General features: G+C 55.0%; 18 protein-coding genes and 1 pseudogene. 14 read left to right on the top strand and 5 right to left on the bottom strand.

Annotated features, from left to right (window positions below; all coding sequences use genetic code 11):
* Positions 1–52: 52 nt before the first annotated feature.
* Positions 53–1,390: an extracellular solute-binding protein gene (locus RlegSU303_RS06885; protein ID WP_017959899.1), complete on the bottom strand. Its 1,338-nt coding sequence runs from the start codon at positions 1,388–1,390 to the stop codon at positions 53–55.
* 177 nt (positions 1,391–1,567) lie between these two features.
* On the opposite strand from RlegSU303_RS06885, the gene RlegSU303_RS06880 reads away from it, so the two are divergent.
* From RlegSU303_RS06880 to RlegSU303_RS06865, 4 genes are all read left to right on the top strand, one after another.
* On the top strand, positions 1,568–2,182 hold the full coding sequence (locus tag RlegSU303_RS06880) for a GNAT family N-acetyltransferase (RefSeq protein WP_094086284.1): 615 nt from the start codon (positions 1,568–1,570) through the stop codon (positions 2,180–2,182).
* Between the two features lie 551 nt (positions 2,183–2,733).
* Complete coding sequence (locus RlegSU303_RS06875) at positions 2,734–3,915, top strand: ROK family transcriptional regulator (protein WP_017959897.1); 1,182 nt, start codon at positions 2,734–2,736, stop codon at positions 3,913–3,915.
* Positions 3,916–3,988: 73 nt separating this feature from the next.
* A complete protein-coding gene (locus RlegSU303_RS06870) occupies positions 3,989–4,282 on the top strand; it encodes a helix-turn-helix domain-containing protein (RefSeq protein WP_003547265.1) in 294 nt (97 codons plus the stop codon).
* 75 nt (positions 4,283–4,357) lie between these two features.
* Entirely contained in the window at positions 4,358–4,507 is a 150-nt protein-coding gene (locus tag RlegSU303_RS06865; RefSeq protein ID WP_012756918.1) for a hypothetical protein, read from the top strand.
* Between the two features lie 3 nt (positions 4,508–4,510).
* On the opposite strand, the gene RlegSU303_RS06860 is transcribed toward RlegSU303_RS06865, so the two are convergent.
* A complete protein-coding gene (locus tag RlegSU303_RS06860) occupies positions 4,511–4,723 on the bottom strand; it encodes a hypothetical protein (RefSeq protein ID WP_029872887.1) in 213 nt (70 codons plus the stop codon).
* Between the two features lie 185 nt (positions 4,724–4,908).
* On the opposite strand from RlegSU303_RS06860, the pseudogene RlegSU303_RS06855 reads away from it, so the two are divergent.
* Positions 4,909–5,153 (top strand): annotated as a pseudogene (locus RlegSU303_RS06855) (DUF982 domain-containing protein).
* Between the two features lie 5 nt (positions 5,154–5,158).
* On the opposite strand, the gene RlegSU303_RS06850 reads toward RlegSU303_RS06855, so the two are convergent.
* Complete coding sequence (locus RlegSU303_RS06850) at positions 5,159–5,377, bottom strand: hypothetical protein (protein ID WP_168279927.1); 219 nt, start codon at positions 5,375–5,377, stop codon at positions 5,159–5,161.
* A gap of 459 nt (positions 5,378–5,836) precedes the next feature.
* Between RlegSU303_RS06850 and RlegSU303_RS06845 the strand changes: the two genes are divergently transcribed.
* From RlegSU303_RS06845 to tnpC, 9 genes are all read left to right on the top strand, one after another.
* Complete coding sequence (locus tag RlegSU303_RS06845; protein ID WP_168279928.1) at positions 5,837–6,469, top strand: class I SAM-dependent methyltransferase; 633 nt, start codon at positions 5,837–5,839, stop codon at positions 6,467–6,469.
* 559 nt (positions 6,470–7,028) lie between these two features.
* Positions 7,029–8,372 carry a tyrosine-type recombinase/integrase gene (locus RlegSU303_RS06840; RefSeq protein WP_231283602.1) on the top strand — a complete coding sequence of 448 codons (1,344 nt, stop codon included), beginning with the start codon at positions 7,029–7,031 and terminating at the stop codon, positions 8,370–8,372.
* The gene (locus RlegSU303_RS06835) at positions 8,369–10,198 is read left to right on the top strand and encodes a hypothetical protein (RefSeq protein WP_130827630.1); all 1,830 of its coding nucleotides are present in this window, start codon (positions 8,369–8,371) and stop codon (positions 10,196–10,198) included. The genes RlegSU303_RS06840 and RlegSU303_RS06835 overlap by 4 nt, the downstream gene beginning before the upstream one ends.
* A gap of 311 nt (positions 10,199–10,509) precedes the next feature.
* On the top strand, positions 10,510–12,255 hold the full coding sequence (locus RlegSU303_RS06830; RefSeq protein WP_018070448.1) for a hypothetical protein: 1,746 nt from the start codon (positions 10,510–10,512) through the stop codon (positions 12,253–12,255).
* A complete protein-coding gene (locus RlegSU303_RS06825; protein WP_018070449.1) occupies positions 12,252–12,740 on the top strand; it encodes a hypothetical protein in 489 nt (162 codons plus the stop codon). The genes RlegSU303_RS06830 and RlegSU303_RS06825 overlap by 4 nt, the downstream gene beginning before the upstream one ends.
* A gap of 29 nt (positions 12,741–12,769) precedes the next feature.
* Positions 12,770–13,081, top strand: coding sequence for a hypothetical protein (locus RlegSU303_RS06820; RefSeq protein ID WP_018070450.1), 312 nt, complete (start codon positions 12,770–12,772; stop codon positions 13,079–13,081).
* Positions 13,082–13,388: 307 nt separating this feature from the next.
* Complete coding sequence (gene tnpA / locus RlegSU303_RS06815; RefSeq protein ID WP_231283601.1) at positions 13,389–13,775, top strand: IS66-like element accessory protein TnpA; 387 nt, start codon at positions 13,389–13,391, stop codon at positions 13,773–13,775.
* Positions 13,772–14,125, top strand: a complete 354-nt coding sequence (gene tnpB, locus RlegSU303_RS06810) for an IS66 family insertion sequence element accessory protein TnpB (RefSeq protein ID WP_222356307.1) — start codon at positions 13,772–13,774, stop codon at positions 14,123–14,125. Before tnpA ends, tnpB begins: the two co-directional genes overlap by 4 nt.
* 69 nt (positions 14,126–14,194) lie before the next feature.
* Positions 14,195–15,751: an IS66 family transposase gene (tnpC, locus tag RlegSU303_RS06805; protein WP_231283600.1), complete on the top strand. Its 1,557-nt coding sequence runs from the start codon at positions 14,195–14,197 to the stop codon at positions 15,749–15,751.
* Between the two features lie 654 nt (positions 15,752–16,405).
* Here the strand turns inward: tnpC and brxL are convergent.
* Positions 16,406–18,451, bottom strand: a complete 2,046-nt coding sequence (gene brxL / locus RlegSU303_RS06800) for a protease Lon-related BREX system protein BrxL (RefSeq protein ID WP_018070451.1) — start codon at positions 18,449–18,451, stop codon at positions 16,406–16,408.
* Complete coding sequence (gene pglZ, locus RlegSU303_RS06795; protein ID WP_018070452.1) at positions 18,441–21,077, bottom strand: BREX-1 system phosphatase PglZ type A; 2,637 nt, start codon at positions 21,075–21,077, stop codon at positions 18,441–18,443. The genes brxL and pglZ overlap by 11 nt, the downstream gene beginning before the upstream one ends.

The raw sequence follows: 21,077 nt of genomic DNA, 5'->3' as shown, positions 1-21,077 counted from the left end.
CGAGACTGAGGTCACGACCGCAGGGGACGGCCGTGACCAGCGCCCGCAATCTTTATTTCTTATCCTTCAGGTACGCCTGATAATCCTTGTCCATAGCATCGACAAAGGCTTCGGGCGTGATATTGCCGGACAGAAGAAGCGGCGTGTTGTCATCTATTGTCTTCAGCATCGTCGGGCTCGACCAGTCGGGGTAATGGCCGAGAGCATCGTTTGCGTTGAGTGTCTTCCACATTTCGATGCCGGAGCTGAGGAGCGGCGTGAGCTTTGGCTTGGCGTCAGCCGCGAGCGACGTTGCAGGAAGATAGCCAGCATTGGCCCAGGTTTCAGCAGCCTTTTCCGAAACCATATAATCGATGTATGCGCCGGCTACGTCCTGTGTCGGCTTCGTTTTGGCAAGGCTCGTTATCGCCCAGGCAAGATCCACGCCCCCAACACTCATCGGCTTGGAAATACCTTTCGGGGCGGGAATGGCCATGAAGCCGATATCCGGATTGTGTTGCATGTCACCGAAATACCAGGTCCCGGAGATCAGAAACGCACCCTGCCCGGAAATGAAAAGCTGGACGGCGTCGTCACCCGAGATACCTTCGAAACCGGGGAAAAAATAACCGCCCTGTGCCCATTGCTGCACGAGTTTGGCGGATTCGATGTTCCCCTTGGTGTTCCAGGAGCCGCCCCGGCCGTAAATCAGATCGTCAAGCTCGGCACGATTGCTTGCGTCGATATGCGCTTGCTCGATGGCGCCGATCATGTGCAGGGCCAGATGCTGCTTTGCCGAGCCCATCATGAAGGGTGGGACGCCTTTTTCCTTCAGCTTATCAAGACCGGCCAGCAGCTCCTCGAAGGTTTGCGGCAGCGCTACTCCCGCATCGGCGAGGATCTTTTTATTGTAGTAGAGGCCAACGATCTCGCCGAGGCCTGATATGCCGTAGGTCTTACCGACCCCAAATTTTCCATCTTCCCAGCGGTCTCGGGCAAGCACGGAATCCGACTGGCGCTTATCCCAGCCATATTTTTTGATGTAGTCGTCGACCGGCAGGAGCAATCCTTCCTTGACCATCGCCCCCATGTCACCAGCACCCTGATTGACTTTCGTGACGACAGGGCCATCACCTGCCGAAACCGCAAGCTTCAGCGTCAACTTCATGTCATCAAAGGTGCGGGCGGTGCGTTTGATCGTGACGCCGGGATGGGCAGCTTCGAACTCCTTGTTGAGCTGCTCTATGACCGCACTCTGACCTTCATAGGTTTGGTCATCCCACACAGCCAGGTCGTCGGCGCGCGCGGCTGCCGAAAGGCCAAAACAAAAAAGCGCCGCGCCAGCAAGCGCGACAGCTGCTTTCAATCGGTATGCCGGCAGTATGCTGATCGATTTCACGGTTCTTTTCATCTGCTCCACCTCATCTGGTTTATTCTCCACTCCCCGTTCGGGCCTTGCGCCAAGCAGCGGCCGAACGTTTTCTTCCCCCAGAGCTTTGCCTGGCTGGCGATTCTGAGGTAATCGTCAATGCATCCGCTCCTCTCCCGACCCAAAATGACAAAGCGCCACGCAGGAGGTGGCAAAGTGATGGACACCAGTTGCTTCATCCGCCCCGCGACTGAAGCGGATATGGACGCCTTTTTCGACATCTGCCTGAAAACCGCGAATGGCGGTGAGGATGCCAGCGCGCTTTATAGCGACCCGCATCTGCCCGGCTACATCTGGTCGGTACCCTACCTCAAATTCGCCAAGGACTTTGCCTTTGTTCTCGTTCAGGACGGCCGGCCGGCCGGCTATGTCGTCGGGGTGCCGGACACCAGCAGGTTCGACAGAGACTTGCAGGCAAACTGGTGGCCGTTCGTCCGCCAGCAGATTGCGGGACTGGCACCCACCCGTACGCGCGACGCCGACGTGATGGAACGAATTCAAAATCCGCGCAGCGGAACGGCGTGGCTTCAAGACCAGTACCCGGCGCATCTTCACATCAACATCCTTCCCGGACTTCAGGCAAGCGGTTGGGGGCGCAGGATGATCGCCACGGAGCTTCAAGCGCTTCGAAACCACGGGGTCGGAGCCGTGCATCTCGGGGTCGACCCAAACAACGAACGCGCCAGGGGTTTCTACCGTCGCCTCGGCTTTTCCGAATTCGAGCAGGATGGCTCCGTCGCCTTCGCAATGCGGATCGACGAGGGATCGGGTTGAAGCATTTCCTGGTTTCTCCGAGCCACGGAAAGGCCCTGTCTCCCGGGTATAAGCACCCTTGATTGGAGAAAATCTCACACGCCCGAAACTGCCTGCTCCCCACGCGGTGAGGTCAGCGTACCCATCCCGATGAACGTCCGTCTGAAGGCATGATAGCATTATCGGCAGTAAAGCAGGTTGCTTCGCGAAAAGCTGTCCATCAGTCGAGGGCTTCATCATGAGCAAATCCTCGGAAGCCGGGTTCAAGGAGTCCGCGGGACGCGAAAAAGGAAATAGCCTGTCAAGACCAGGCCAGTTCCTCTTTGGGCGATCTTGGCAGGCGCACGGCTAACCGGACGATAGGTATGGCACATACTTCTCATCGACCCTCTTTATTTCATCGCGCATTTTCATCGCACGTTAATTCAAGCCTACAGCTGGCCTCCCATTTGTCAAGGACATAGACAAATTGCCTGCTTCGATGTATTGAATTCCGGTTAGTCGCGTTAGTTGTGACTTAATATCGCGTCCATTAAGTATGCGCTCCGAACTAATTGGACTGAGCTAGCCGGATGGCAATGACATCTTCTGTCGCACAGACCCCGATCGCACGAAAAATTTCAACCAATGCCGTCATCCGAACCGTGTTCGCGAACGGATCGATCTCTCGCGCCGATATTGCCAAGCTCACCGGCTTGTCAAAGCAGACGATTTCCGATGTCGTGCGCGACCTTGAGGATGACGGATGGCTGAAACCAGTCGGGCAGACTGATGGTCGCCCGGGCCGGAATGCGATCACCTATGAAATCAATGCCAGGGCTGGACTGGCCGTCTCTATCGATCTCGGGAGCACCAAGATTGCTGCGGCCATTTGCGATCTGTTGGGGAACGTGGTTGCTGAAACCAAAGTACCCACCGACCCGCGCGGCGGAATGCATCTCGTCAATCAGTTCAGCGATCTTATCGTGGAACTCGCGTTTGCAGCCGGGACGACTGCCGACAAACTCCGTATCGTCGTTCTAGGCAGTCCCGGCGTGCTCGATCCGGCCACCGGACATATCAACGTAGCGCCAAGCATCCCCGGCATCGACGCCATAAATCTGCGGCAAGTCTTCAGCGGCAGAATGGGTATACCGGTGATCGTTGAAAATGACGTCAACCTCGCCGCGCAAGGGGAGAGATGGCGGGGACACGGTGTCGAAACCAGCAATTTTGCTTTCGTTGCTCTCGGAACAGGCGTCGGCATGGGCATCATCGCCAACGGAACTCTGTTGCGCGGCGCGCGTGGGGCGGCCGGCGAAATCGCCTATCTTCCGATCGGCGGAGATGCTTTTGATCCTGGCGGATTTACGCTTGGAACCTTTGAGAGTGCGGTCGGCAGCGTCGCGATGTTGCGCCGCTACGTCGGTTTCGGCGGCCGCAACGCATCCACCGTGGCCGATCTCTTCGCCGCGTTTAATGCAGGAGAAACAAGCGCCGCCGCTGCCATCGAAGAGACGGCAAGGCTGGTTGCAGTCGCTATTGCTGCAATCGGAGCGGCTCTCGATCCTGAACTGGTGATCACCGGCGGCAGCATCGGCGCAAGACCGGAACTCGTAAACGCCATCCGCGGTTTCCTGCCGCGTTGTACGCCTTACCCGCCGCGCATTGAGATCAGTCGCTTTGGGAACCGCGCCGCCCTGATGGGAGGAATGGGGATCGCGGTCGAGCGCATGCATGACGATCTGTTTGGTGTCAAATTGAGGGAAGTTTGAAGAGCGCGTGCCTGAGAGCCAACGTGCAGCGTCGCCACTTGAGAAGCGCTGGAAATGCGCTAGATTTTCCATCATGATAACAGCAACGCAGATCCGCGGCGCGCGCGCCATGATTGGAATGAGCATCGAAGAGCTCGCCGCCGCCAGCGGCCTGCCGGTTGAGACCGTGATGGCGCTGGAAAATGGCGAATTCGCCGGCGAGCCGCACGCGCTGTTCGACGTACGCAGCACGCTCGAGGCGAACGGCATCATCTTCCTTTCCAGCGGCAATCAGGATGAAGGCGGACCCGGCATCCGGTTACGCGCACGCACCTCCAGCGATGACGGCATCCGGCCGGAAAACCTCAACGCCGCCAACGACGACTGACGGAACCAATCGCTCGCCCGGGCGTTTCGCTGTCCCATAACATATCGGGGCCTATAACATATCGGGGGCAGTCTCTTGAACCGCAGCAATGGTCTCTACGTCATCATCGGCGTTCTTGTCGTCGCCGTCATCGGCCTCGGCGCCTATATCTTCCACGAGGAAAGCAAGCCGCAGGGGATCGAGATGAGCATCGGTAAGAACGGTGTCTCGATCGAGCAGAACTGATCTTTATAGATAGGTTTTTGCAAGGTCGGCGAGTTTGCCGCCATCCTTCACGCCTTGCCTGTAGAGCTGAATGATGACCGCACCGATCCGCTCGGCCTCCGGCGTCGTCCTGGCGAGGCCGCGTTCGTCGCAGACCTTGTCGAGCACTTGCGAAAGCAGATCGAGATCTTCCGAAAACAGCGGTAAATCATGCGGATGAATTGATGATCGTAACATCACGCCGCATCTCCTCCGAGGGCAAACGCATCCACGCTTGCATCGCCAGCCGCCCTCCGCAACCGACCATAAAATCATTATGCGCGAGGGTCTGAAGTTTAGCAACTGCGCAAATTTCTGTGGAACAAAATTATGGAACAAAATTCTATCACGCGCGTTCTGGCCGCGTTTGGTAGCAGGAATCAGTGAGTGCAGACGTGAGTGAAAACGCTTTCCCTCCCCGTCAGGGTCATTTCTCCAAACAGCAGCCTGATCGTTTCGACCGTCTGGGAAGCCGTCGAATATCTGAAGCGGTGGCCGAGCAAGCGTGGGCGCGATTATCGCGTTGCGCGCCAGCACTGCCTGGATGCGCTCGACGGACTGCGCAGCCCGCGGCGCAGCACAGGCTTCCTTCATCACGGCAGCGAAAGCGGCAGGATTGCTGGTGTAAGATCGTTAGCTGTTGCGTCCACCGCCGGCCGCGACGAGCTGAGGAATGAAGCCTTCCGTTATCACCTTGGCGGTAGCCTCGATCACCCGCTCCTCGGCGAGTTCAGCAAGCGCGAGGGCGACATCGCCTTCCGACCAGCCGGCTTTGAGGGCCTCGTCCGACAGAGCCTGGAACGCGCTGGCGAGGCTCTGCCTGCAAGTTAGATTGTGCTTCATATGCGCCATGCTCGACTAGGCTATCTGTGACAGGGATAAATGTTAATCTACACATATTCACGAGAATGCGAAGCGGCTTCAGGTTTTTTTCAATCCAAAAATGGGCTGTTAACTTCCAAACTGGGTATAATCTTAACAAAATGCAACAAATACCACCTCTCCCAACTGAGGCAGTACCAAAAAGAACTATAGGATTTATTTGCGATGCACCTTCAAAGGGTATTTCATCGCGTTATTTAGTTTAAATGGTCGATGCGTGCGGAGCCGGATGCAGCGGCACTTTGAACCACGAGAATGCGGTAATATGAATGCGGGCCGTTTTCAGCATCTTCAGGGCACCCTGTCAATCAGCTTCAGGCCGCGAACACCTTCGGCGTTAATCACCTTAATACCACAACGACACCACACTCCCGTCAAAGTCCGCCGTACCATTGGCGGCTCACTTCTTTCAGGTTTTCAGGAGGTAAAATGTCTATCGAACTGGACGCTACTACCTATGTACACGCCAAGCCGGCGACTGCCCATTCCTATATTCTGCCGGCCGTTGTCGATGTTCTCGAGAACAGTTTCCAAGAGGCAAATGAAACCGCAGTCTTCGACCTCGGTTGCGGCACCGGCGGTGCTGCAGCCGTGCTTGCGGAAAAAGGATATGACGTCGTCGGCGTCGATCCCTCGAAGGACGGCATCGCCAAAGCGAGAACGGCCCACCCCGATCTTCCGCTGGAAATCGGTTCCGGCTACGAAGATCTTTCCAGCCGGTATGGGACCTTCGATGCGGTGATCAGCCTTGAAGTGGTGGAACATGTCTATGATCCCAAGGCTTTCTCGGCCACCATGTATGATCTGGTGAAGCCTGGCGGCATTGCCGTTATGTCGACGCCTTTTCACGGCTACTGGAAAAATCTGGCATTGGCCGTCAGCGGAAAGATGGATGACCATTTCATGCCTCTGAAGGACCATGGCCATATCAAATTCTGGTCTCCCGGAACGCTCGCTACCCTCCTGCTTGAAACAGGCTTCGAAGACGTCGACTTCGAATATGTCGGGAGAATTCCGCTGCTGGCGAAATCGATGATCGCGATCGCTCAGAAACCGCACTGAAGAGGCGGTCGAAGGCCACCACCCTTTGCAATGGCGGCGCTATAGTTCGCCTGCAACATGAACAAATGACATTTTCGTTCGGGACGTTCGGCTCCCGTTTTAGCATTTCTGCCAATGCCTCGTTCCGCTTTCCGCCGCTAGCGGGACGAAGAAAACTGACATTCTGACTGGGATTTCAAGGGGATAAATGGTCGGGGCGACTGGACTCAAACCTTATAAGGAGTCCAAGCGTTCGATTGTTCACAGCAGCTCGTCACCACTTCAGGCTATGCACGCATCTTGGACCCTGAGGCACTGGTCCCGAATAGCGTGAAGGTTTCGCACGGCCTGCGACAGATTGTCGCACCATTGGAGTCTTGTCATTTAATTTAGGTCTTTGAATTGACGGTTATCAACAAGAAATTCTCCTATTGGAGTCTTCCATTACAAGTTGGCGTCTTCCATTTGTAAAAAAACATATATTAGCTTTTTCAAATACATAGAATCACTGGCATATGCCACGATTTCCTTTTGCGCACTGCTATCCTATTCCTCCAGTGGCGAACTACAGGAGGTATCGTTGTCTGACGGCCACGAGCTTGGATTTGACCCCATCATCTTCACGGAAAGAGCTGCTGAGATCGGCGCGACCCCGATCAGGGTGAAGCTGCGCGGCAAGACGTCGCGGATCAGGCCCGGCTTTCGTATGCTGTTTTATTCCGACTGGACCCCGGTCACGATCGTCAACTGCTACCTTCACGATTTCATCCGTCCATATTCAGGTTCGTCCTGGGTAAATACCCAGAAGGACTACAACAGCGACTGCACCCAGTTCACGGTCTTCCTCGCTTATAGAAACAAGCGGTGGGAGGACACTGACTGGCTCGACGTCCTGGAGTTCAGTGAACTAAACCAGAACGGCGTTTCCGCCCGTACTCGGCGGCAGTTTGAACGCGGAACGGCTCTCCGGCGAGTTAGTACCGTGATCGCCGTTCTAAAGTGGGCATACGAAAAAAAGCTTATACCTCACCGTGTAGTTCCGGAGGGGGGGCTTGACGAAGTTGGGGAGGAGGAAGCTCTTCCGCGCTCGTCGGCTAAAGATGCCAAAGTGAACCGCATTCCGGAAAAAAGGTTTCAGCAAATCCTAGCGGCCTTGGGCCCAAGTTTGGAAAAGGCGCGGAATTGGAACCCAGACGTACCTTCGATGGCTAAACGGCTCGCAGCGACGACCGCGCTAGCAACTGGTATGCGCATAGCCGAAACGCTTTCCATGACGGTGACGCAGCTGGTAAACCTAGAGGCCGAACTTGATGACGAATATCCCGATAAACTCATTGAGCTGAAGATTCTGCAGACCAAGGGCAAACCTGACCGTATCGTGATCTTTCCCTCGGTCATTGTAAAATTGCTTAGCCATTATGTTTCCTACGAGCGGACAATCGTTCAAGATGCAGCCGTGGCACGGGGAAAGCGCCGCTCCGAGCTGACCCAGAAGATTTTTCTCAACTCTCTCGACTGCAACAATCGAGACGTTGGAAATGCTCTGACGCCTGACTTTCTATCAAGGACCTTCAGGAAAGTCGTCATTGCGCTTGGCTTCCTTCGGGACGTCACAAAATTCAAGTTCGATGGATCAGAACAGCCATACATAGAAGACGGCGAGCGCGCCGTATACATCGACAAGGTCAACGCGTACTCCTTTCACGACTTGCGCCACACTTTCACGGCGTTCATGGCGGAGCTGCTATCAAGCGCCGGAAAAGGAGACATCTGGAAAACGATGCAGATGCTCTTAGGCCACGAGCATTCTGACACAACACGAACGATATATGGACGGCACGTGAAAGTGAACGGCTCGGCCGTATCCGACGCGGTTTCGGCTTGGCTCGCCGCTATCGACAAAACATTCGGTAGCGAAAAATGAGCCGTCGTCCCACCCGCCGTCCCGCGCCACACCTGAGAGCAAGGCCGCCGCTCAATCCGAGGAGAGACAACCCTGAAAAAACAACCGCTTGGGCGGAAAAAGGGTTTATAGTCAGTATAGTAGACCACGATGCGCCGAACGGCCTATCGAAAATCGACCTGAGCGTATTGAAAGCACGATCGGAGCTTGCGTCCGAAATTTGTGACTATGGCGCTCATTGGGGACCGAGCGTCGATGTAGGCACGCGAACCAACTTGAAAAAATCCATCCAATATTTCGCCTCTTTTTTGAATACCCTTGAGGATACGTTTGGTACGAAGGTTAACTCTATAGAGGACTGCACTGCCGATATTGTCGATCTGTTTAAAAATTGGCTTCGGGGCTGGGTTGATATCAATCCGCCAGCGGCTTTGCTCACCGATACATTGAGTGCTCTCACCGCGGCGAGAATTTACAATGACCTTGGCCGAGCTTTTAAGTGGATACTGGGACGCTCCGACCGCGCCGGTCGTCGCAAGCCCAATCCCTTTAAGAGAAACCCATATCCTCGAGCCTCGCGGGAGGTAAAGCATAAGACCCCCCTCGACGCAGCGACGTTGGGGAAAATTCGGCATGCTTGTTTCGCCGAATTAGATGCAACAATTGGTCTCCTGCGAAGAGGCGAACAAATTCTGGCGACCACCCAGAGCGCAAATCTGTCAGACTTGATCAACATCGGATACGACGATTTAGACGCCGCGGTGGCACTATATGCCAAGCTCGAAGACGAGGGGATTTCCCATAGGACGCTGGTCAAACGGTTTCCGGTATCAGTACGTAGGCTACGCTCCTACAGTCGTACGGAGATCATTTCACATCTCCATTTTACACCGCGGGCACTCGTACCGATCATTCTGCTGCTAGCGATGGAATCATTCTACAACGCAGAGACAATCTTTGATGCTGTCTGGAATGACGTTGTCTTCAGTGACCTTGCCAATGGTCGATTAAAGCTATCCCCGGGCAAGGGGCGCGGAGGCTTCAAGCAGCCGCGCGAATTTTCCAATCTCGATTTGAAGCGTTACGAACCTCAACAACTTATTGCGCTGCTGCACCACTACTCGAGACGCACAGCGCGCTTCGCCTCCGCTAAAACGTCGGGGAAGATTTTCATCTGTGCTTCGGAGAAATACCAACAATACTCAGAAATTAAGAAACGGTGGACCGCAACTCTTCGAGATTTTAGAATTAAATATAAACTGCCTCCCTTCACACTTGCGCAATTCCGAGTGACAGGCTCTGATATTGTCGGGGTGATAACAGGAGAGGATATCAACGCCCAACAAGCTGCTCTGGGTCACACAACTCCCACTACGACTCGTGAATCGTATGTGACCGAAGGCCAAAAAGCGAGATACGCCGAAGCTCTAGCTCTCAATATGGGATACATCCAACGCTGGCTCGACACCGACGGACGGTCCGATTTGCGCGGCCTGGCGCTCTCGGCCTTTGGACGCACCGCGGTAACGCCGGGCTTTTTTTGCACCGACCCGTTTGACTCTCCGCTGATTGGCCAGCGCCGCGGCCGAATGTGCAGCGCATATGGAAGGTGCCCCGCGTGTCCGAATAGCTCCGTCGATTGCCGTGACCCTAAGTCGTATTTTCGTTTACTTCAGCTGAGGGAGTTACTTCGCGAAACTCGCAATACATGTGACGGCCCAAGGTGGACGGCGCACTGGCTACCACAACTTCAGGAGCTAGAGAACTTTTTCCTACCCAAGTTCGCCGCTTCCATCATCGAGGCTTCTCTCGGCCTTTCATTGTCACCCCTGGCTCAATTGGACTGACGATGTCAAACCGATTGAAACGGCGGGCGTTGCCGACGCAAATATGTCTCCTCGATGATGCGCAGTTGTTGGTCACGCGGGTCTCTGATTATTCCTACTTTCACGAACCGATATGGCGCTTTGGGCCAACGACCGCAGGTAAAACAAACTCGATTCTCAACTGGGTACGGGACATCCCAGAGGCAATCTCGTCTCACCCGCGTTGGCGTAGGCTGCTCCTGCAGGCAAAGCGTATCGTCATATCTCTGATGTCACGGGCTACGCGCGGACTTAATCTGAAGCCCGACAGACTGTGTTCTGTAGGACGCTGCATGCGTTCCCTGATCCACTGGATGTTTCTCGCCGGTTATTCAAACCTCAGCGAGATCAACGAAGATAGCGCCGCCGACTATATCGATTTCCTAGCAGGTCAGTACATCGACGATGATGATTCAAGTTCGGTATCGACCGACACTTTCGCTACGTACATCGATGTACTAGCCCGTTTGTATGAACAATCGCCGCTGTTTGACCGCTTTCCGCAAATTCAAGTTTCATCTCACCCTATGAAAGGTAAGGCTGCCACCGCGGTCGCTCGTCAATATATCCGATCACCGAGAGTACGCATTCCGTCGGTACCTGATCAAATCCACCTTCCGTGCATTAGGGAAGCGTTGCATTGGATTCGCGACAAATCCACGGACGTCCTTCGCTTGGCAAAAGTTGAACAGATGGCTCGGGACGCCTGCGCGGGCTGGAAGTCAAAAAACTATATGTCGTACATCAACGCGAGGGTTATTGGTTTCACCTTCCACGGTGGCGGCACCTTGGCTACTCCGTGGAGGGAACCCATCAAGAGCGAAGTGGTGGTAACCGTTAGCGATGAAGCGGGGGAACGAACCTCGCGTTGGTTTGCATCTCGGCAAATTAGGGACCTCTATGAATCAACGCGAGATGCCAGTTGCCTGACATTGGAAGCGTTGGTTGGTTTCAGGATAAGTGAGATCGCAGGTTTGCAGGCGAATCCCAGGCAGCAAAACGGGTGGCCTCACTGCTTAACCGTTAGACCATCGATGGACGGCCTGAAGGAAGTCTTCTTCATTAGGGGGAAAGTCTTCAAGGGAACCGAGGGCTATCAAGAAGTTGAGTGGGTGGCGGGTATCCGCCCCGTGGGATCAGATCACTTTCCTGATGCTGTAGAAGCAATATTATTATTAGACAAACTCTATGAGTATTGGAGAACCCTGGCCGGCTTAGACGACCTGATCGTATCCTTCGGCAAAATGTCCGGCCTACCGCGTGAGCCGGGTACTCTTTCTCCAATTATGAGTGATGTTCTTCGTGATAGTCAGAAATCGTTCATACAGCGCTTCGTCGATGTTGAAGAACGGTTTCGTTTCTGGAACGTGACGACCCACCAATGGAGAAAAAAATTCGCCAAGGATGTCATCCGTATCGATCCTGACGCGCTGCCGTCGGTTCGGGAGCATTTCAAGCACCTGTCGGACTATGTGACAGATACTGCCTACCTCGGAAGCAATCCGACGCTCTTGAAGATTGTCGACAATGAGAGGTTGCGGATGGCTTCTCGCGACTTCTTGGACATTATGCTTGGACAGCGTTCCTTCACCGGAAAAATGGCGAGGATAATACAGCGAGAGCTGGCCGAATTGAAAACGGTTTGCGAAACGCTTGAAACTGAGGGTGAGAAGCTCGCAGCGGTCGAAGAAAGTTTGAAAGCACATGATGTAAGAGCTTGGCGCTGCGAGTACGGGACCTGCCTCTTCCGGTCTGATACGTCACTTTGCCACTTTATCGCCAAAGGCACGCACGACCGGACAGCACGCCGGCCATTGGCGCAAGAGCGCTGCCCAGACGTTTGCTGCACGTGCTCCAATCTGGTCATTTCCGAGGTTCACATTTCTTTCTGGAAGGCGAGATACAGGGAACACAAGGAGCTATTGGATGCGAGCATCGCGGCTGCAGAGGCTGCTATCGCCGGTATTGCACGTCAACGCATGTCCAGGGCCATGGCTATCCTTCGAAAGCTTGGATTGAAAACCGGAGAGTTTGCATGAGTGATTTAACTGAAGAGTTTCAAGCCGCCATCGAAAGAATCGTAACAGGCAAACCGGAGAATCAACGCAACAAGGAACTTGCCAAAAAGGGAAAGCTCTCGTTGAACTTTTCGTCGGTAGCCAGAGAGGCTGGCGACCATTCAAGGACGCTTCTCTCTATGGAGGATTGCGCCTACCCCCACATCAGGGACCAAATTCTAACTCATGCCGACAAGCCGGAAGTTGAGCAAACCCAAGACGGGCTGTCGGTTCGTGTGGGGTCGACGGCGCAGGAAACCCTCCTCTCTTTGCGCCGGTCAAAGCAGGACGCGGAGGCCGACCGCGCGATGATTGCGACCCGGCTCGCCGAGGCCGACATAGCCCTGCAGCTTCTACGTAGCGAAAATGAAAAACTAACGCGCCAGATCGAGAACCTTCAGAAACTCGACATTGAAAACAATGGGAGGACGACAACGGCAGGGAGATTCGACCGGGTATATCGCTAATCCCAATGGCCGCACGAAGAGGATGCGACATGGAAATCTATGCCAAGAAAATCGAGTCCGAATTGCTTTACTTTACAGAGCTTTCCGGCGGCCGGTCACTGGAAGGATGGGGAGTCACGGGTGTCTCAAAGATGCTAGCGGAAATCGCTGACGGAGATTATGGACACGACAATCTCAATGTTGCCACGGTCGTCGGATTCTACAGGAATATCGAGCCGCGCATGTTACCTGGGGATGAAGTCTGGATCGATCTCGTGGAGAACCGCGTGAGAAACATTCGCTTCGAAAGGGACGGCGTCCTCGAGGTATTCCAAAATCTCTTCATTTACTACGAGAGTTGACCTCCTTCGTTAGACCGAATCCGCCGACGCTGTTCGGACATTCACCGGCGCTGTAGTAGCCATCTTCCAGCTCGCCGAGGCTGGTCCCGGCATAAAATGTGCCGAACTCGTAGGAGCGAACGAAAGCGGCGGACCTTTTGGTCCTGGTCGGAATCCCCACGCCCCAGCGCCGCCTCGACGACTACTCGCACCAACTATCAGGCGTATTCAAAGCCGCCGAGACGTAACCGGTGTTCTGTCTCCACATTGTCCTTCTCCGCCTGATCTGTGATCGAGGTTTTCATGGATGAAGAACGGGAGTTTCTCCATGGAGACCTCATTGGAGTTTCTCACAACCAGGAAGCCTGGACGTGAGGTTCACCGACATTGGCCTGATGAGATCAAGGCGAAGATTGTTTCGGAAAGTTTGCGGCCTGGTACGACGGTCAATGAAGTTGCGCAACGCTATGGATTGCGAGCCAACAGCCTTTCCACCTGGCGGACGATGGCTCGGCAGGGCAAGCTGATCCTGCCAGCACCGGAGGATGCGGTAGAGTTCGCGGCGGTGATCGTTGATCCGCCAGTTTCCGTGCCTCCGCCGAAAGCGATTGGTCGCCCCGAGATCGTCGTAGGCACTGTTACGATCCGCTTGGAGGAAGGTGCGTCCGCGTCCCGGATCGCTGCCATCGCCCGCGCCCTGGCGGCGACAATATGATCTTTCCATCGAACCGCGTTCGGATCATGGTGGCCACCAAACCCGTGGATTTCCGCAAGGGTCATGACGGATTGGCGGCGCTGGTGAAGAACGAGTTGCACAAGGACCCGTTCACCGGAACGGTCTTTGTGTTCCGGTCACGTAAGACGGACCGGTTGAAGCTGATCTACTGGGATGGCTCTGGGATCGTCATGGCCTACAAAAGGCTGGAAGAGCACACGTTCACCTGGCCCGGCATCAAGGATGGCCTGATGACGCTGACACATGCCCAGTTCGAGGCCCTGTTTGCAGGCCTTGATTGGCGGCGAGTTCATGCCGTCCAAACGAGAACACCGGAGGCCATCGAATAGCTGCGGCACGATGACTCAGCACGGCAAATTCCACAGGCAAGTCGGCTCAGGATTTGATAGTTTTCGCCCATGCTGGATGCCGCCGACCTTCCCGATGATGTTGCCGCCCTGAAGGCGATGCTGATTGCGGCGCGGCTGAGCGAGGCAGGTAAAGACGCCCAGATTGGCCGCAAGGATGAGCGGATCGAACGGCTTGAGAAGCTGGTCGCCGCCTTCAAACAGGCAGCCTTCGGGAGAAAGTCCGAGAAGACTGATCCCGACCAATTCGATCTGGCACTGGAGGACCTGGAAACGGCGATGGCAGCGATCCATGCCGAGGATGAGGCGGACGGTCCTCCTGGAAACAGGATCAGCAAGCCCCGCGCGACAAATCGTGGCTCCCTTCCAAGGCATCTTCCCCGTGTTGAAGAGGTCATCGAACCAGCAAGCCTGATCTGCGCCTGCGGCGGTTGTCTGCATTGCATCGGCGAGGATGTCTCCGAGCGGCTGGACGTGGTCCCGGCGCAGTTCCGCGTCATTGTTACCCGTCGCCCCAAATATGCCTGCCGCGCCTGCACTGACGGTGTCGTTCAGGCTCCAGCTCCAGCGCGGCTGATCCAGGCAGGACTGCCGACGGAAGCGACCGTCGCCCATGTGCTGGTTTCCAAATATGCCGATCACCTTCCGTTGTATCGGCAGGCCCAGATCATGAGCCGCCAAGGCATCGATTTGGATCGCTCAACGCTTGCCGACTGGGTCGGCCGGGCTGCGTTCGAATTGCGTCCCGTCTTCGATGCGCTGGTTGCCGACCTGAAGCGCTCGACCAAGCTGTTCATGGATGAGACCCGTGTACCGGTTCTCGATCCCGGCTCCCGCAAGACCAAGACCGGATACTTCTGGGCGCTGGCACGAGATGATCGTACTTGGGGCGGTGGTGCTCCGCCGGGCGTCGCCTTCACCTACGCTCCCGGTCGAGGAGGCATTCATGCCGAACGGATATTGCAGGGCTTCTCCGGCATCCTGCAGGTCGATGGCTATGCCGGATACAACAGGCTGATCGCGCCAGAGCGTGTTGGGTCCGACATTCGGCTTGCCTATTGCTGGGCGCATGCCCGCCGCAAGCTGGTGGAGATCACCCGCAACGGCTCAGCACCGATTGCCGAGGACGGCGTCAAACAGATCGGTGAACTGTATCGCATCGAGGCCGAACTGCGCGGCCGTGATCCGCAGGCTCGTCTCGCTGGACGGCAGGAGCGGTCAGCGCCGCTGGTCGCCGACATGCAAACCTGGCTTGTCCATCACCGCGCCCATGTCTCAACTAAGTCCCCACTCGGCGAAGCCTTGGCCTACATTGCCAAATACTGGGATGGTCTGAAGCTCTTCCTGACCGACGGCCGCATCGAGATCGACAACAACGCCGTCGAGCGGACCATCCGGCCGATTGCCCTCAATCGCAAGAACGCGCTCTTCGCGGGTCATGATACAGGTGCCGAGAACTGGGCGACAATCGCCTCGCTCATTGAGACTTGCAAGCTCAATGCCGTCGATCCGCAGGCCTACCTGACCGCCACGCTCACCGCCATCGTCAGTGGCCACAAGCAGAGCCGGATCGAGGAACTCTTGCCTTGGAAAGCGCCAAGACGCTGACACACAGAAGAGTCGTCGCGAAAGTCTAAGGGTTCACACCGCTTCGGCCAATGATGTCGACCCTCTGGCAAGTTCCAGTTGCTGGTACAATGTCAAGCTTATCTCCGACTTTAAAACCGTCACGAGGCGTGCCGATCTCAAACTGGTGCCTGCAAGCAATTGCCTCCCCCATGGGCGCAGTCCTTGAGAAAGATAGGTCTGCCATCGTTACGATTGTCGTCCCGCGACGATTCACTTCTTCGTCCCAAACGGCTTCGACCGTTGCGACGGACCGCTCAAAATTCTGGAGCCGCCACAGATAAAAACCAAGGATAGCCACGCAGGCAACTAACCCGATCAATGCAAACACGATCCTCATCACCGCGAGTTCTCGTGTCACCTTCGCATCGTATTTCCTTCTAAGCATCGCTATCCGCCCTCATACGCCTGCAACTATGAAGGGATGGCGCGATCTCTGCAACGGACGAACGGATTCGGTGGTGTGATGGAAACACCGGTTACGCCGAGACTCTAATCCATCCTGGATGAAAGTTCAGTGGCAGGTCATTTGCGATAAACGAGAATTCCAAACAGCCTAGCATCGGGTCGAGGGCTAAATTGCATCGGCCCGGGCACCAGGGTGCATATGGAGCCGGCCGCCCAATCAATGAGGTATCAGTTTAGTCCGAAAGCCTTGAAGGCTGCGTCCACCGGGTCCGAATAAAACGAAACCTGAAATTTGGCAAACAGCTCCCCGGGAACCGTCGAGATATCCCTAACGCTGGCCATTGGAAGGAGAGTCTTCTTAGCCCCGGAATCAAAGGCCATCTGCAAACACTCGGCAAGGTTCTCAACTGGCTTCACGCTGCCACCAAGGCTCATGTCACCCAGGACAACCATTTGACTTTGAATCGGTTTTTGTGTCAGCCCAGAGCAAAGGGCGATGAATGAAGCCAGGGTTATGGCTGTGGTCGGGCCGTTGTTATGTAGCTCGACCAGATGGAGGTGGTAGTCGTGTTCACCAACTCGGGCGCTTCCACTTATCCTCGTAATGTTAGCCTTGAAATAATCGAACCCTATTCTCACGGCCTCCTTAGACGCCTGATTTGACCCCATGCCAGACAACGCGAACTTTCCGCCTCCGGAGGTCGTCTGCGTTTCAAGGCGATAAAGTCCCTGCATCCCCGAACTGCCAATACCAATCGTATGTAGGACGCCCGGGTTTAAAGGACCGTCGGGAATTAGACTTCCCCCGCCTTGCTCCGGTACGCCAATGAAGCGCTCCTCACTCGTATCCTGATCGATGTAGGAAAAATGAACATCGTAAAATTCCATGCCGCCGATCTTTTTCAGCTGTTCCTTAACCCGCCGGCGGGATTCAAGTGCATACTCTAGGCACCTTTGGACGTCCTCTTTTTGGAACTCCCCGTTAGGAAACAGGAGCTTCAGTAGGCCGGAAACAGTCTTGCGAACGGCAATTGTGTCGCGCTGATTGAGATTGTTTCCGAGCTTGAAATCTCGGCCGATGGCATCAGCAAAATTCCGTTTGCGCATCTCTCGCATGAATTCGGCGAGGTAATCGGTGATAAGCCCATATCGGTTAGTGAAAAACTCCGGGCGCATCTTCGGGATTTCCCAGCCCGGAATATACGAGTGGAAACGATCGAAAAATGCGCTATCAATCATTGCCTCGGGGAATGGTGCGAGCAGATGGCTGGTCTTCACGAGCGTGTCGACGGGTTGGTTTATGTTTCCGACGAACACCATACTTGCCGATGCGGCGATCGACTCCCTGCCACGGGCAAACGTTCCATTGGCCATGTATCCCTTCATGATCTGCACGCCATCCAATTCCTTGAAGTTGATGCCGGCGACCTCGTCAAAAGCCACAACGTCCCATAGACCGACGAGGCCAACCTGGCGACGCGAAAGGTTGTAGAACAGATTGGCTACGGTTGTTTGTCCTCCGGAGACAAGAATGCTGTTCGGGCTCACGTCGTCGTAGACATACGATTTGCCCGTGCCGCGGGGTCCCAACTCGCAGGTGTTGTAATTGTTCTCCACGAAAGGAATCATGCGAGCGAGCAAGTGCCAAAGGGTACGCTCGCTCAGGACTGTTGGCTCCATTCCGATAGAGCGGATGAGCACATCGATCCATTGCTTTGTGGAGAAGGCGCGGCGACCCTCGAAGAGCTCCTCAATATCCATATTCGGCATCTGAATCGGCTTGAGATCAGCGATTGAAAACGGCGACCGTTTTTGGCCCTCCTCGAAAAAGTAATGTACGGTGATGATGCACCAAATGCCTCCCGCCAGCAGCTTCTCGTTCGCCTTGACGTCACGCGAACTGATCTCAGCGTCTTTGACGCCGAGATTGGACAGCAGAGCCTCATAGGTGTCCCGCTTTTCGTTCAAACGGACGGTCACCTTGTCGATGATTTTGAAACTGCCCCTTTCGCGAATTTTGGACTTAATCTTCTCAGCTTCGTCCGGGCGAACGTAGTTGTCTGCCAAAATAGCCTTAACCGTATCCATGCCCGCCCAGATCGTAGACTCGTCGTCGGATGCGCAGTGGATACCCAGCAAGTATTCCAGGACATACGTTGGAACGTTTGCGCCTTCCTTGACGAGCTTTGTTAAATCCTTGCGTACGACCTTGCCGGCGAAATGCCGGTTCAGAAGTTGATCAACGTCGTTCTGCAAAAATTCATTAGAAGTCATTGTCAAACGCCAGGCTTATGGTGACATTCGCAGACACCAACTCGAGTTGATCTTCGGTATCGCGGACGATGAGCTTGTAGTGCTTCCTCGAGTCGAATGTCTGGCTCACAAGTGTGAGCCAGACATCCCGCTTCCAAGCGTTCATGTCGGCAGCCGACGAATCGAAAGTGAGAATTTCCGCATTGGAAATCTGAACATCTTCGTCGAAGAGTGCAATGCGCACCGTCACGGCCTGCCGCCTCGCGGTTATCGCTTCCGTTTGCGTAATTGTAAAACGGTGCCGCGAAGTCGTGATCCTATTACTATGGAGCAGAAGGGCGAGGCCAATCTTGCTTACGCGGGTTCTTTCACGCTCTTTGCCTTCTCCCCGTGAATATTGAATCCGCAAAAGTGGGACACAGATTTCCTGTGGCATCGCCCCGCCATGGACAAACCGGCTGCCGCCGACGAAATGAAAGCGGTTGATGCCCTTAGGTACCCAGAATTCGGTATCAGTAATCACTTTTGCGGTGGCGGAGAGATGCCCAGCCATTGCACCGGGGTCAGTTCCAAGATTTTTGCCAATCAAGTAGCGTTTTTTCGCGATGAGCGTTCCAGCCGGTTTGTCCTTGATTGCGTTTTTCTGGGCAATGCCGGGCGCTTCGTTTTGAAACAGAAAGCCGTGATCGGAGGTGACGAGCGCAAAATTACAGTTAAATGTGAAGGCACGCCTTACCAAAGCGTTGATCTCTTCGATCGAGGTGCGGACGGCGGCGAACGTCTTCTCCTCATTTCCCCGATCGGCTGTCTGATCTATCTGATCATGATAGACATAGATCACGCGGTATGGCCGAAAGAACTCTTTCCCCTTGTCCTTCTTCATATCCATTAGATCGGAGGCTTTCACGGCAACACCCGACACCGATCCGAGAATTTTGTTCCGGGCGTCAAGCCCGCTTGAGGACTTTCCGTCAACAAGGACTGTTCCGTCTGACGCGTAACCTAAGCGCTCGTGCGGCAATAGCGAGGCCATACCCAACGCTGTATACGAAGGCAGCACCCCAACCATGGCGTCCAGTTTGGCCCTGATCCGATCCTGCCCGTTCAAAACTTGAAATAGTTCGTGGGCGGCTTCGTAGCGGAATGCGTCGGATACAATAACCACGACGCGGCGTTCCGGGTCGTTTTCCAATATAGGCTTTACGACCCGACGAAAGAAATCGTATTGATTGAGCGTCGCCGGGAGAGACCAACTCTGCAACATGTCGTCCTGCACTTGCCCCGTCCACAGGCTCCCTAGCTCGGCGAGATACCAGTTTCCATAGACGTCTTCGACATGCTGGCGAAGGTCTTTAAGAATGTCCCATCCTTCACCCTCGGCGATATCCGTGGCCTCCGAGAAGAGTCGGTAGAGCTGGTCGATGCGAAAGAGCTTACCGGTATAGAGCTGCCAAGTCTCATTTGCGGAATTACCGCGGATACGAGACCCAATCTCACCCTTGAGGGTAAGCAAGTTCGATGCATGTATCAGGGCGTCATAGACGGCGTGCAGTGAGCGTCGCGGTGCATCATGGGTCGTCGGTTTGTTCCGGTTTGCCCAATAAGCGTCCTGCCTCGTTTTTGCCAGATCGGACACCTGCACCGCGTTCACGGTCTCGGCGGCCTCGTCAATCTGGCGAGTCAAAAGGGATGCGATCCGTTTTTCGACATCGATAAAGGTATCGACCGCGGTCAAATCGACCAATGAAAATCCGCTGAGGTGATCGCGGATACGAAGGTCCTCCGCTATTGAGGCAGACATATGATCGTAGCCGGTCTGATGGGTACTGGAATCGCGCCATCCATCCATGAAAACCACGGCGTTCGCCCCGCCGCCATTGGGCAGGATCAGATGTTGCAGCGCCTGGGGAATGCTTCCAGAAACATGGCGTGCAAAATCCGTGACAAATAAGCGCATTAGGAGATTACGTACCGAAGGCTTGTCGTGCTGATAGCGAAACTCGCGAGCGATGAACTCCCAGAAACGGGGCAGCATGTCAAAACGCTCGAACTCGGCGAGGACCCGGTTCTCAGCGGCCCAATCCTCGGGATCGGCCTCGGAGAGCACATTGCGAAGGATCAAACTCAACTGCGATTGCGTCGCCTTGGCGAGCACAGCTAAGATTTTCAAATCCAGTTGAAACTCGTCATCCCCAGGTGTCACGAACCTTTGGAGCTTTTGCAGCCTCTCACGGCTCCCAAAGTATTTTGTCCGGTCTGCGATGTAGGGCTTCAGAGCCAGCTCATCAACTAGGCCAAGTTCGCGAAGAATCATAGTTGATCGATCCGCGGCGAAGGGGGCGGCCCACTTCTTGATGTCGAGGAGAAAGTCGCTGTCCGGGTCGATTTGGGGGCCGCTTTGGTAAAGGACGAAACGCGCGTTCGGTTCATCCATCAGCACACGAAACTTAATACTAAATGTCGAGCCGCCGTCGATGTGAATGAGACAGACCCCGTCCTCGTGCAGCTCTCCGATGCCAATATTATCCAGCTCTTCGACAAACTCGCCAGCTTGATCGTGCCAATAGACGACTCGGTGACCAGCGTGCTCATGCCCTCCCGAATTGAAGAGGCGTCTCAAGTGGCTCTGTATGTGGGTCAGGTCCAT

This window comes from Rhizobium sp. SU303 (assembly GCF_021052345.1).
GTDB classification, from domain to species: Bacteria; Pseudomonadota; Alphaproteobacteria; order Rhizobiales; family Rhizobiaceae; genus Rhizobium; species Rhizobium laguerreae.
The sequence above is the reverse complement of the archived record's forward strand: the minus strand, read 5'-3'. Positions and strand labels throughout refer to the sequence as shown.

Coding starts and splice junctions, on each gene's coding strand:
- RlegSU303_RS06835 (WP_130827630.1), top strand. CDS start 8,369: ATGAGCCGTCGTCCCACCCGCCGTCCCGCGCCACACCTGAGAGCAAGG.
- brxL (WP_018070451.1), bottom strand. CDS start 18,451: ATGACTTCTAATGAATTTTTGCAGAACGACGTTGATCAACTTCTGAAC.
- RlegSU303_RS06845 (WP_168279928.1), top strand. CDS start 5,837: ATGTCTATCGAACTGGACGCTACTACCTATGTACACGCCAAGCCGGCG.
- RlegSU303_RS06880 (WP_094086284.1), top strand. CDS start 1,568: ATGGACACCAGTTGCTTCATCCGCCCCGCGACTGAAGCGGATATGGAC.
- RlegSU303_RS06885 (WP_017959899.1), bottom strand. CDS start 1,390: ATGAAAAGAACCGTGAAATCGATCAGCATACTGCCGGCATACCGATTG.
- RlegSU303_RS06820 (WP_018070450.1), top strand. CDS start 12,770: ATGGAAATCTATGCCAAGAAAATCGAGTCCGAATTGCTTTACTTTACA.
- RlegSU303_RS06860 (WP_029872887.1), bottom strand. CDS start 4,723: ATGTTACGATCATCAATTCATCCGCATGATTTACCGCTGTTTTCGGAA.
- RlegSU303_RS06870 (WP_003547265.1), top strand. CDS start 3,989: ATGATAACAGCAACGCAGATCCGCGGCGCGCGCGCCATGATTGGAATG.
- RlegSU303_RS06850 (WP_168279927.1), bottom strand. CDS start 5,377: ATGGCGCATATGAAGCACAATCTAACTTGCAGGCAGAGCCTCGCCAGC.
- pglZ (WP_018070452.1), bottom strand. CDS start 21,077: ATGGACCTGACCCACATACAGAGCCACTTGAGACGCCTCTTCAATTCG.
- tnpA (WP_231283601.1), top strand. CDS start 13,389: ATGGAGACCTCATTGGAGTTTCTCACAACCAGGAAGCCTGGACGTGAG.
- RlegSU303_RS06875 (WP_017959897.1), top strand. CDS start 2,734: ATGGCAATGACATCTTCTGTCGCACAGACCCCGATCGCACGAAAAATT.
- tnpC (WP_231283600.1), top strand. CDS start 14,195: ATGCTGGATGCCGCCGACCTTCCCGATGATGTTGCCGCCCTGAAGGCG.
- RlegSU303_RS06830 (WP_018070448.1), top strand. CDS start 10,510: ATGCGTTCCCTGATCCACTGGATGTTTCTCGCCGGTTATTCAAACCTC.
- tnpB (WP_222356307.1), top strand. CDS start 13,772: ATGATCTTTCCATCGAACCGCGTTCGGATCATGGTGGCCACCAAACCC.
- RlegSU303_RS06825 (WP_018070449.1), top strand. CDS start 12,252: ATGAGTGATTTAACTGAAGAGTTTCAAGCCGCCATCGAAAGAATCGTA.